The sequence below is a fragment of the Sphaerospermopsis aphanizomenoides BCCUSP55 genome (assembly GCF_001586785.1).
Classification (GTDB): Bacteria; Cyanobacteriota; Cyanobacteriia; order Cyanobacteriales; family Nostocaceae; genus Sphaerospermopsis_A; species Sphaerospermopsis_A aphanizomenoides_A.
Genome location: NZ_LUFH02000073.1, coordinates 1 through 11,882 on the forward strand (window position 1 = coordinate 1; position 11,882 = coordinate 11,882).

The 11,882-nt window shown below is 36.6% G+C and carries 12 protein-coding genes; 5 read left to right on the forward strand and 7 right to left on the reverse strand.

Annotated elements, in window-relative coordinates; all coding sequences use genetic code 11:
• From A0J48_RS17945 to A0J48_RS17965, 5 genes are all read right to left on the reverse strand, one after another.
• On the reverse strand, nucleotides 1-2,054 hold a 2,054-nt coding region (locus A0J48_RS17945), incomplete at its 3' end, for a WG repeat-containing protein (protein WP_200325420.1).
• A gap of 270 nt (nucleotides 2,055-2,324) precedes the next feature.
• Nucleotides 2,325-3,083, reverse strand: coding sequence for an S-layer homology domain-containing protein (locus A0J48_RS17950; protein WP_200325421.1), 759 nt, complete (start codon nucleotides 3,081-3,083; stop codon nucleotides 2,325-2,327).
• A 68-nt stretch (nucleotides 3,084-3,151) separates the two neighbouring features.
• Nucleotides 3,152-3,499 (reverse strand): type II toxin-antitoxin system PemK/MazF family toxin, encoded by a 348-nt coding sequence (locus A0J48_RS17955; protein ID WP_200325423.1) that lies wholly within the window; start codon nucleotides 3,497-3,499, stop codon nucleotides 3,152-3,154.
• A complete protein-coding gene (locus tag A0J48_RS27110) occupies nucleotides 3,496-4,170 on the reverse strand; it encodes a hypothetical protein (RefSeq protein WP_234301000.1) in 675 nt (224 codons plus the stop codon). The genes A0J48_RS17955 and A0J48_RS27110 overlap by 4 nt, the downstream gene beginning before the upstream one ends.
• Nucleotides 4,171-4,475: 305 nt before the next feature.
• On the reverse strand, nucleotides 4,476-5,270 hold the full coding sequence (locus tag A0J48_RS17965; RefSeq protein ID WP_200325425.1) for a M15 family metallopeptidase: 795 nt from the start codon (nucleotides 5,268-5,270) through the stop codon (nucleotides 4,476-4,478).
• 195 nt (nucleotides 5,271-5,465) lie between these two features.
• On the opposite strand from A0J48_RS17965, the gene A0J48_RS17970 reads away from it, so the two are divergent.
• Both A0J48_RS17970 and A0J48_RS17975 read left to right on the forward strand, forming a co-directional pair.
• Nucleotides 5,466-6,383, forward strand: coding sequence for an AEC family transporter (locus A0J48_RS17970; protein WP_200325427.1), 918 nt, complete (start codon nucleotides 5,466-5,468; stop codon nucleotides 6,381-6,383).
• A 405-nt stretch (nucleotides 6,384-6,788) separates the two neighbouring features.
• Nucleotides 6,789-7,232 (forward strand): DUF29 domain-containing protein, encoded by a 444-nt coding sequence (locus A0J48_RS17975; RefSeq protein WP_200325429.1) that lies wholly within the window; start codon nucleotides 6,789-6,791, stop codon nucleotides 7,230-7,232.
• Nucleotides 7,233-7,385: 153 nt separating this feature from the next.
• Here A0J48_RS17975 and A0J48_RS17980 read toward each other — a convergent pair whose 3' ends face one another.
• On the reverse strand, nucleotides 7,386-7,910 hold the full coding sequence (locus A0J48_RS17980) for a phosphoribosyltransferase (protein WP_200325431.1): 525 nt from the start codon (nucleotides 7,908-7,910) through the stop codon (nucleotides 7,386-7,388).
• Between the two features lie 73 nt (nucleotides 7,911-7,983).
• Between A0J48_RS17980 and A0J48_RS17985 the strand changes: the two genes are divergently transcribed.
• The 3 genes from A0J48_RS17985 to A0J48_RS17995 all read left to right on the forward strand — a co-directional run bounded on the left by A0J48_RS17985 (nucleotide 7,984) and on the right by A0J48_RS17995 (nucleotide 11,243).
• On the forward strand, nucleotides 7,984-9,426 hold the full coding sequence (locus A0J48_RS17985) for an MFS transporter (protein WP_200325433.1): 1,443 nt from the start codon (nucleotides 7,984-7,986) through the stop codon (nucleotides 9,424-9,426).
• A 298-nt stretch (nucleotides 9,427-9,724) separates the two neighbouring features.
• The gene (gene hemJ / locus A0J48_RS17990; protein ID WP_200325435.1) at nucleotides 9,725-10,318 is read left to right on the forward strand and encodes a protoporphyrinogen oxidase HemJ; all 594 of its coding nucleotides are present in this window, start codon (nucleotides 9,725-9,727) and stop codon (nucleotides 10,316-10,318) included.
• A 52-nt stretch (nucleotides 10,319-10,370) separates the two neighbouring features.
• Nucleotides 10,371-11,243, forward strand: a complete 873-nt coding sequence (locus tag A0J48_RS17995) for a DUF6671 family protein (protein ID WP_200325437.1) — start codon at nucleotides 10,371-10,373, stop codon at nucleotides 11,241-11,243.
• Nucleotides 11,244-11,475: 232 nt separating this feature from the next.
• Here the strand turns inward: A0J48_RS17995 and A0J48_RS18000 are convergent, their stop codons facing one another.
• Nucleotides 11,476-11,823 (reverse strand): DUF2973 domain-containing protein, encoded by a 348-nt coding sequence (locus A0J48_RS18000; protein WP_200325439.1) that lies wholly within the window; start codon nucleotides 11,821-11,823, stop codon nucleotides 11,476-11,478.
• Between the last annotated feature and the right edge of the window lie 59 nt (nucleotides 11,824-11,882).

The following is an 11,882-nucleotide window of genomic DNA, read 5'->3' on the forward strand; positions in this document are numbered from 1 at the left end:
CCAAATTGATTAATATATCCCCATTTACCTCCGATTTTAGCAGGGGCTAATCCTTCTACAAAAATATCAACTTCGTCAAATTGCGGCTTGATGACAAAATTGCTGAATTTATCAATATATCCCCATTTACCACCTGTTAAATCGGCTTTCCCTTGTTCTTTATTTTCTTCTAATCTTCCACCAATATTAACTAGTGCCAAGCCTTGGGAAAAAGGTTTTGCAACCTCAAATTCTGGTGCAATGATAAACTCACCAAATTGATTAATATATCCCCATTTACCTCCGATTTTAGCAGGGGCTAATCCTTCTACAAAAATATCAACTTCGTCAAATTGCGGCTTGATGACAAAATTGCTGAATTTATCAATATATCCCCATTGTTTACCAACTTTAACTGCTGCTAAACCTGCGGAAAAACTACCAGCATCATCAAATTCTAATTTAATGACGGTTTGACCTGTTTTATCAATATATGTCCATTTATTCCCGATTTTGACTGCTGCTAAACCTTCAGAAAATGATTGAGCAGCATCAAATTGAAATTGCAAAGGAATAACAGTAATAATAATGTTACCTGTTTGGTCAAATGTGGGAGTGATATAACCCCATTTATTACCGATTTTCACTGCTGCCATACCTTCAGAAAAGGATAGAGCATCATCAATTTTTAAGTTATTGATTAAGTTAGTTATTCGCTTACCAGTTTTGTCAATATAGCCGATATAGCGATTCTTATCATTATTAATTTTTACTAGAGCTAGTCCTTCCGAATAAGGTTCAGCCGTATCATATTCAATGCGTCCGACAAGTTTACCTGTTTTATCAATGTAACCCCATTTATAACCTATTTTCACTGCTGCCATACCTTCAGAAAATGGCTCAACCCAATCAAATCGGACTTTGAGACTAATTTCCTGTGCAGCATTTATATAAGTATAATTATTATTGATGCGCCGCTGGGTAAAAGTATTCTTTTTAATTTCTTTGGCATCAAATTTTCCAGGAGGTAGAGAATAAACACTAGATTTGAGAACATTAGCTAAAGCGTCATTATTTTCTCGCAAGCCTTCATAGAAAAAGAGAACTTCCCCCTGAATACCTACGGAACGATTATATTGGATGACATTTAATAAATCTTGTCCTTCAATTCGATATGTACCTGTTTTATTAATCAGAATTCCAGGAATAAATTGAGGTAATTGTTGTTGGGTAAATTGCTCTTTTCTGATTCTGTCTAGCTCAATCTTATAATTTTCAATTTTTTCTCTATATACTTGTGGATGAATTAAATCAACTAATCCCAAATCAACCCAAGTTTGAGAATCTTGTAGGTAGTTTTCATAACCCCAAGGATAAATACTCGGAGACATGGAAATAATTAAATCAGGATTGACATTAATTATTTCTTGGTAGAAACGAATTAAAAAATTAGAAAGAATATCAGCCCGCCATCTTAACCATTGTGGATCTTTAAAATTTTCTGGCGGTTGGCGATTAAATGTCTGCTTATAGCGTTCAATAGTTTTTTGATCATAACCACCTTCAATTGGTAAAGCGATAAAGTGATCGTCTCCTTGAATGCCAGCTACATCATATTTAGTGACGACTTCTAAAAATAAACTTAAGAGAAAGTCTTGTACTTCGCTATCAAGAGAATTTAACCAATAAAAATCATTTTTAACAAGTGGATTACCAGCTAAATCACGGGCTGCCCATTCTTTTTTTGTCTGAATTATTTTGCCTCCATTTCCTTGATAGGAACTCATAAAGCCATATTCAAGCCAAGGAATAACGGCAATATCAAATTTTTTGGCTTCTGCAATTAATTCTTGTAAAGGATCTCTATCTTTAAATTCTTTGCGGTCTTTGATCTCTATGCCAAATTTTTCTTTCATTACTTGGCTACGATAGTTAGTTGAGCCGTTATTCCAAACAACAGGAAATACAACATTAAATCCTATATCGGCGAGAAATTTCATCGCTTCGGCAATATTTTGTCTGGAGTCTAAGACTTTACTGTTTGTTGTCGTGAGCCAAACACCGCGAATTTCCATAGATTAGTTAAGTTTCATGTATTTATTAATTGACAATTGACAATTGACAATTGTTTCATTTATGTATTAACGTCTCTGATTTTCATGATAAAAAACGAAAAAATTTTCTAGTTTCTAATCATTTCATACCAATTTTCATTGAGCTTGCACATTATTTTTACCCTTCCCAACCTCACCTCTTGAGGAGAGGTGCCGAAGGCGGTGGGGTTATTTATATGTAACTTCACTGTAAATTGATATCACCTATCAGGGAGAGTCAATTGTCCATTGTTAATTTTTTAACTCCCTCACTAATGCCCATCCCTCTGCAAAAGAATTAGCATCATCAAATTTTGGGGGAATGACGAATTTTCCAGATTTGTCGATATAGCCCCACTTGTTATCTTTTTGTACTCGTACCAATTCTTCTGTAAAAGGATCAGCAGCATCAAATTGTGGTGGAATCACAAATAATTCTATACCAGGTATGTACTTGAAGGGTACAGTAGGAATTTCCAGAACTCTGCAAATAAATGCGGCAATTTCGCCTCTAGTGGCGTTTGTATTCGGCTGCAAGCGGCGGCTGTCTGGGTAATTAACAATAATGCGCTTTTCAGTAGCAGCAGCGATCGCATTCATGGCATAACTGGGAATTTGCCCAAAATCGGTGTAATGCTTTTTCAAAGTCGCTATAGCATCTGCTGTCACCCCATAACCCAAGCCGGAAACTAAAGCTGTTAACGCTTGCACACGGGGGATCGGTTGATTGGGTTTAAAAATGCGATTGGGATAACCAGAGAGATAATTTGTCTGATATGCTGAAGCGATCGCCTTAACTGCCCAGTGATTGGCTGGTACATCTGTAAAAGTAATTTCAGGCCGAGATGATGGCTGTTTTGGTAAAGCTGTAAAAATAATTGCGGCAAATTCCGCACGAGTTACAGGTGCATCGGGGCGAAAAGTACCGTCTGGATAACCTTTGAAGATATTTCGTTCCGCAGCAGTGAGAATAGATGATTTTGCCCAATGGGTTTGAATATCTTTGAACATAAGGGAATAGGGAATAGCAATGTTAAAAATAAAACTTTATATAATAGTATATGCAAAACAATAATATTTCATAAACCTAAACAATAGCGAGTGCTTTTCTCAACTAATAACATGGCCTCTTCAGATAGCTTACCTGCTGGATTGTCTGGAAAGCGTTTTGGATCAAGAGAACGAATTTGAAAACACAAAAATACAGTTTCTAAAAGAAGACCACTCTCCTCTGGAGAAACTCTGACAATTGTGGGATAATCACGAGGTACATTAGCACCTTTCGTCCCAACCACTACAGTCACAACCAAGGGAAGACTATTAATTGCATCAATAGAAAGTACAAGTACAGGGCGTTCTCCACCTTGTTCTCTACCTTGAACTGGATTGAGGTTGACAAAGTAAATATCTCCACGTTGAATACTCATTGGTCACCCAAACCATCCATTTCAGTATTAGCAAACTCTTGGTTAATGGCTGCTATTTCAGCTTGAATTGCTGGATCATTAGCCATATTTGCTAGTTGTTGTTCAATACTTTCGTGTGTTAGATTTGGAATATGGCTGGCTCTTTTGTTGGCAATTTCTCTCATTGTGTTAAGTTTCATGTTGTGGATAATTCTGTCAACTAACCACAACTGCTCTTCTCTTGATAAACGGCTGACAGATTGTTCAATTTCTATCAGATGTGAGGAATTAATAAACTGTGCGTAATATACTCCATAGCCAAAATAACGACGAATTAGCTCTAACCAGATTAAGTTAAAATCACTAAATTGTACTTCTTGTTCTATTTTTTGAGCAATTTCTTTAATTTTGCCATCAATATCTTTTATAATTGTGGCGCTGAGAGAGTTTTCGCCTGTACCCCATTTTTTTTCCCGACCAAGCTCATATCGTAAGTAATTTTTAATTACTTCTAGACTTTCTGTTGTCTCTGAAACTCTGAGTAAATTACGAAACTTGTATTCTTCCACATCACCATATAAAGCTTTGTTATCTATAACAATCTGAATGGCTTTTAATAGTTCATGTTCAGTTTGACGAATTCTATGATGAATATCATCTAGTAGTTTATTCTGCTCAGATAAGTAATTCATTTTGTATTCTCCTACCAATAATAGAATTCATTACATAGCTAACATTGAAAAATGTCTCACAAGATATGATTTATTTTATTTATACCACTATTATTTATGGTAATACAAATTAATCCTTGTAAGCATTGAGCTATCAGCAAAAGAATTTATGGCATTTTTGCTGAGGGATGAGAAATTATTTTTGGTTGGGGACTCCCTAACTTAAAATCTTATCAACTCAGGCTAAAAAACAACTTTGGCTGACTGTTAACCGCTAATAACTGAATGCTTACTTTGCCTTCTTCGACTGATAACTGATAACTGACCTACTGTACAGGTTTGATATTTCTGGCTTTGTAGAAAGTTTCTAAACTATGGCGATCGCCCACAAAACGCCAATGCCAAGGTTCATAACTCACTCCTTGAGGGTTATTCTTGGGAAAAGACATTTCAAAACCAAACCGGGCAGCATTAGTTTGTAGCCACTGATAAGCTTTGGTATTTTCAAAAGTAGCTTGCAGGTTAGTTGCTGGTACTGTGCCATCTCCTATATCTACTGCATAGCCTGTATGATGTTCGCTATGACCAGGTGGGGCGCTCAAAGCGGCTCGTTGGGCGGGAGTTTGATTACGTTGAGCGCCAACATTAAAAAATAACTGTTCTTGGTCTTTCACTGAGCGAAAGCCAGAAATTGGTACTAAAATTACACCTGCACTTCTAGCTGCTTGTGTCATAGCTAGAAACCTTTGGGCGGCTGCTTGTCGCATTTTAATTTTTCTATCAGCCGTAATAGGTGATAATTCTGATTCTGGTGCTTCAGAATAGGCCAAATGTCCCAATACGGTTTCATTATTGATGACTGGAGTATTAGTTGGTGTGGAAACAGGATTGGTTGATACTGGTTGAGGCTCAACACTTTGTTTCGGTGCTGTGATAAAAAATAAAAAACCACTACCTACAGCCAGCAAGACAAATCCTACCAATCCCCCAATTACTAAAACTAGCGGTTTTACTCGCAGTTTTGCTCCAGTATCAGGAGTATCGCGTAACGCCTCTGGAATATCATCACCTGGACCTGGTGATGAATTTTGCGGTTTTCCTGGAAACCCAGCCTTTTTCAATTGTCTACTCCTGTTTATATAAGATTTTGGATTTTAGATTTTGGATTTTGGATTTTTAGATTGTGAAAAACTGCACAAATTAGTTTTTACCTTGCCATCACCTCTAATCTTTTTCTTGGTATTATTCAAAATTCCTGACTGGAAAAAAATTAATGTAATAGGTATCATTTTATATCTCTATTTTTAGGTAAAATCTTGATAAATCTCTTAGAACTATATATCAAATTAGTAGGATTAGTCCTGGTAGGAGTAATTCTAGGACACAAATTACCTGCCACATTTCCTACCCGGTTAGGTCAATTTCTGTTCTGGATAGGAGTACCCATAAGTATTGTTGCGTTTTTAAGACAAACCGACTTATCAGGGCAGATTTGGATTGCACCAGCGATCGCTCACCTTGCAATTTTACTAGGAGCATTTTTAGCTTGGTTAGTGATTCAAGGTCAAGCCTATCTGACAAATTCCCATCCCCAACCATCAACCCAAGGAAGTTTGATTTTGGCAGCAATGGTGGGCAACACAGGGTATCTAGGCTTTCCCATCACCTTAGCAATGGTGGGCAAAGAATACTTCGCCTGGGCTTTATTCTACGATTTATTGGGGTCACTGTTCGGAGCTTATGGCTTGGGTGTGTTACTAGCAGCCCGTTTTGGCAATAAAGGCCAAAATCATGGACAGATGGCCAAAGCCATTTTCATCAATCCTGCCCTTTGGAGTTTTGGTTTTGGGTTACTACTTCGCCAAATCACAATTCCCAATCTAGTAGAAATCAGCTTAGAAAAACTAGCTTGGTTTGCTGTGGCTTTATCTTTGATTTTAATTGGCATGAGACTTTCAAAGCTTGGTTCTTGGTACAAACTCAAACCAGCGGGAATAAGTATCGTCATCAAAATGCTGTTAGTCCCCTTGATTTTAGGCAGCACTCTACCGCTATTTGGTGTCACAGGTGAAGCAGCAAAGGTAGTTGTCTTACAAATGGCCATGCCTCCAGCTTTTGCCACACTGGTTATAGCTGAAACCTTTGATTTGGATCGTGATTTGGCTGTGACAGCTTTAGCAATGGGGGCGATGGTATTGTTAGTTACTCTCCCGTTTTGGTTGTGGTTGTTTTGAACAGGACTTACGCACAGAAGTTATCTGTGACGACTGGGTGTAGGGGTGTAAGGGTGTAGGGGTGTAGGGGTTTTCCTCTCCTCGACCTTGATTTTTCCATCACTTTACCCCTTTGTCAAAACCCTTGATTTTTCGTTTTTTTGCGTAAGTCCTAAGGTAATAGGTAATTGGTAAATTACATCCTGTAAATCCTTAAATCCTGGACATCCTGATTCAAACAAAATTTAAACGCAGATAATTTTGTATCTCATTCTAGGAAAGCTGTATAGTGTCAAAAAAAAGATAAACTTGAATAAGTAGCAGCAAATTAATGTCAACAATTCATGAATTTTGGTAAAATAAAAATAATTATGTAAAACCGGAGCAAAAATGATAGTTACTAATTCAACAAAGGAGAGTTAAATTATGAACGTAACCACAGATTTACAATCTTTATATCAAATTGACGAAAATTTATGGCTAGAAGAAACAATTATTTTACTAAAGGAGAAACGTTTTCAAGATTTAGATTTAAATAATCTAATTGAGGAGTTTGAGGCTTTGGGCAACCGCGATAAAAATGCTGTTGCTAGTTTATTAGAACAAATAATTAGACATCTTTTATTATTACACTATTGGACTGAAGAATATGAAATGAATGGGAATCATTGGCAAACAAAAATTATAGGTTTTCGCAACCAACTGGAGAGATTATTAACCAATAATTTACAAAATTATCTCCACAGTGAATTAGAAAAAATTTATAGAAGTGCTTTAAAATATGTTAAGCAAAAAACTAGATTTAAAATAGATTTTCCCGAAGATTGTCCTTATACTTTAGAACAACTTTTAGATGAAAATTATTTGTAAATTGAGAATCAATGTAGAGACATTTCCTATAACATCTCTACAAGATTTTTTGATAACACTTAAAATCTGGTCTTAAGTAGGTCGGTGTTAAAAATTATCGTTATGACAAGGCAGGAGGCAGAGGGTAGGAATTGGGTTTTTCCCCCTACACCCTTACACCCCTACACCCTTACACCCTTTTTCTGCCAATTCTGCGGGGGTTATATGTTCGTAATGTTCAAAAGGTTGATGAATCCAGGGGTTATCAGGTAAATAATCTACATAGTAATCTGGGGCAATAACTGAACAAGCTTTATACCAAATTACAGCGGTATGGATTTCTGCAATGGGAAACTCGCTGTGTTCTTTTAGCCAAGGAATAGTTTGTTGCAAAGTGACCCCCGAATCTACCAAATCATCTACTAACAAAATTCGGGAACCTAAACTCTCAGTAGTCATCGTTAAGTGAGGGGAAACTATTAAACCACCCCTTTCTTGTTTACCCGCACCATTGTAAGATGATGTAGCTAAAATTGCTAAAGGTTGATTATAGATCCGGGAAAGAATATCTCCTACTCGTAGTCCTCCTCTAGCCAGACAGACAATTTGGTTAAATTCCCAACCGGATTGATAAATCTTGATAGCTAATTGTTCAATTTTATGGTGATAATCTGACCAAGAGACGTAAAGGTCTGACATAAAACTCAAGGAAGTATTTTTTAGTTAGCACTGAAAGCAAATCCCAACTATTTTAATATGAGTGTAAGTAATTATGAACGATGATAATATTGAAAAATTAGCCAGTGAAAAGTTAGATTTGAAAACTAAACTAGCTTATGGTGCTGGAGATTTAGGCCCAGCTATTACTTCTAATATTGCTATATTTTTTCTGCTGGTGTTTTTTACTAACGTGGCTGGTATTCCCGCTGGGTTAGCTGGCAGTATTTTGATGATTGGTAAAATTTGGGATGCTGTCAATGACCCGATTGTGGGAGTATTAACAGACAAAACTAAATCCCGTCGTTGGGGTCGTCGTTTGCCTTGGTTATTATATGGTGCAATTCCCTTTGGTGCTTTCTTTTTCTTGCAATGGATTGTACCACAATTTAGTTCTGAACCCAGTAGTAATATCTGGCCATTGTTTTGGTATTATGTTGCGATTGGGGTAATGTCTCAAGTGTTTTTTACCGTAGTTAATTTGCCTTATACGGCAATGACACCTGAACTATCTCAAGATTACGATGAAAGGACGAGTTTAAATAGCTTTCGCTTTACTTTTTCCATTGGTGGCAGTATTTTATCATTGATTTTCGCACAAATTGTTTTTTCACAAATTAATAATCCTCAGCAACAGTATCTAGTTTTAGCAGCTATATGTACTGTGATTTCGGTTTTATCCTTATATTGGTGCGTTTATGGAACACGCGATCGCATCATGGCTTTTGAAGCCAAACGTATCCAATTGGAAGAACCAGCAGAGATGCCTTTTATTGAACAGATCAAAATCGCTTTTAGTAACAAACCGTTTTTATTTGTGATTGCTATCTATCTGTTTTCTTGGCTAGGAGTACAAATTACAGCCAGCATCATTCCCTACTTTGTCATTTACTGCATGAAACTGAAAAATTCAGAAGTGCCTACAGTTTTAATTGCAGTGCAATTCACGGCTTTATTAATGCTATTTGTTTGGAGTTATTTAAGTAAAAAACTTGGTAAAAAAATAGTTTATTTCCTGGGGATGAGTTTATGGATAATTGCTGCTGCTGGATTATTTTTCTTACAACCTAATCAAATTGCCTTAATGTATGTCATGGCTGTAATGGCTGGTTGTGGTGTTTCCACAGCTTATTTAATTCCTTGGTCAATGATTCCTGATGTGATTGAATTAGATGAATTACAAACGGGACAAAGAAGGGAAGGAGTTTTTTATGGTTTCATGGTGTTATTACAAAAGTTTGGTTTAGCTTTTGGCTTGTTTTTAGTAGGTAATGCTTTACAAGTATCTGGTTTTAAAGAAGCTGTAGTTGGGCAGAATACATTACCTATACAACCTGATTCAGCATTATTAGCTATTCGTATTTCAGTTGGTCCGATACCCACAATTTGTTTAATTATGGGTTTAATTTTAACTTTTTTCTATCCTATTACCCGTGAAATGCACGCGGAAATTATGTTGAAATTGCAAGAACGACGGGAGAAAATGGAGGATAGGTGATATGTTGACACTCTCCAGGAAGCCACGGCAATTATTGGTTCAGCGAGTCTACTGAGATTAGACCCCTTGCGGTATCTAAACCAGAGGTGGTTCTCTCCACACCAGTTGCTTCAAGTCGGGAAACCCCCTGTTAGCACCTGGCTTCCCAGCGTTGACTTAGGGTATGCCCTACCCTAGTTGAACTACTCCAAATTGTCATACTTCTTAATCTAATTTGTATGCTTGTCAAAAACTACCGTAACCTGATAATGAGAGTAGATGCAATCATCGAGAAATTGATTAAGGCAGGTTACGATTCATGGCTTATTCATGGTTTAAAGCATTTCACATTATCGGTTTTGTAGTTTGGTTTGCAGGGTTATTCTATCTAGTACGTTTGTTTATCTACCACGTAGAAGCGAACCAAGAACCAGAACCCGCAAAAACGATACTGAAAAACCAGTATCAAATTATGGAAAAGCGCCTTTACCACATTATCACCGTTCCAGGAATGATAGTCACGGTAGCGATGGCTATTGGTATTATTTCCACTAACCCAGACTTGTTAAAAGAACCTTGGTTACATTTTAAATTAGGGTTTGTGGGTATTTTACTTATTTATCATCATTATTGTGGTAGATTGATGAAAAAATTAGCCGCAGATGAATGTAAGTGGAGTGGACAACAATTACGGGCTTTAAATGAAGCACCTACTTTGTTATTAGTTGTGATTGTGATGTTGGCTATTTTCAAGAATAATCTACCTACAGACATCACTGCTTGGCTAATCTTTGGTTTAGTAATTTTTATGGCTGTGAGTATTCAGATGTACGCCAAAATTCGCAGACGCAATAAAGAAAAGATGTTGGCAGAAATGAATCAAGTTAATCAAGTTCCACAAGCGCAAAGTTAAAGTTTGAGGTGGGCATTGCCCACCATATCTGTATCGGGGAGTCTCAATTGCCATGACAAAGCAATTATTAAATAATCTCTTTAATAACCGTGTGGCTGTTCTTGCCACCATGCACCATAAAGAAAAAGTAATTACCCCATTATTACAGCAAAAATTAGGAATTAATGTCATAGTTCCGCAAAACATTAAAACCGATGATTTTGGCACATTTACCAGAGAAATAAAACGCCCAGACACACAAATTGACACTGCTAAATTAAAAGCCCAAAAAGCAAATGAAATCACAGGGGAAACTATAGCTATTGCTAGTGAAGGTAGTTTTGCACCTCATCCCAGCTTTCCTTATATTTATGCTAATAGAGAAATTATTGTTTTTTTAGATCTAGAAAAAGAATTAGAAATTATTGGTGAAGTATTTTCAACAGCAACTAACTTTAATCATCAGGTGATAAATAATTTCCAAGCAGCAGAAGAATTTGCTTTAAAAGTTGGTTTTCCTGAACATGGTTTAGTTATTTGGCTTGAAACTTCAAATCTTCAAAATTCTAACATTATTAAAGGTATAAATACACCAGAAAAATTACAAGAATCTGTGAATTTTGCTTTAAATAATTCACTAGATGGTAAATTACATATAGAAACAGATATGCGGGCGCTTTATAATCCTACAAGGATGAAGAATATCGAACAAGCTACCCAAGATTTAATCAATAAAATTAACAGTTGCTGTCCTCAATGTTCTACACCTGGGTTTAGTATAACTGACAAAATAACAGGATTGCCTTGTGAAAGTTGTCATCAGCCTACTTTCTTAACTATGGCAGTAATTTATCAATGTCAAAAATGTAATTTTATAGAAAAAAGGTTATATCCTGATGGTAAAGAGTTTGCAGATCCTGGACTATGTAGCTATTGCAATCCTTAGATAATTAGCCTGAATCAAAAGTACCAGATATTTGTATGAGCGAGGAATTAATACGGACTTCCCAAAAAAAATTTGGGGTTTTGCTTCTAAACCCCTACAGATGGCAAAATCCAAATTACAGCAGATTTGGAGTAAATGAGGTACAAAACTCAATCCAAAAGTCTTGCCTGATAAGCATTTGAAAGCTGACCGCTGACCGCTGACCGCTGATAGCTGAAAGCTGCTGTATCAATTAAGCTTCTTCTGAACGCTCAATTTTCTGACCTGGGGAAGATTCATAAAGAGCATCCAATTGTTGACGCGCATCATCCACATTAATAGAACGCATTACCAATAAAGGCTCTTTAATTAAGTTACCTGCACTATCTAATAATTCTGGATGGGGTATGGACTGTCTTTTAGCTCCATAGTAGCCAAAGCTACCTTTATTACCCGCAGAGGATTTGGTTGCATAAGAACGTTCCCGATATCTTTGGTCAGCAGAACTATCAAAACTGAACATGACCAGGTTACGAATTAAATTACCCACAGCAATAAATGCCAGGACGGTGAAAGCTAGAATGTAGAGTAGGTGTAACATAAAATTATCCTCCAGGGGCAACAAATTTTAAAGCTTTATATGGTAGTGCTTAACTTCCG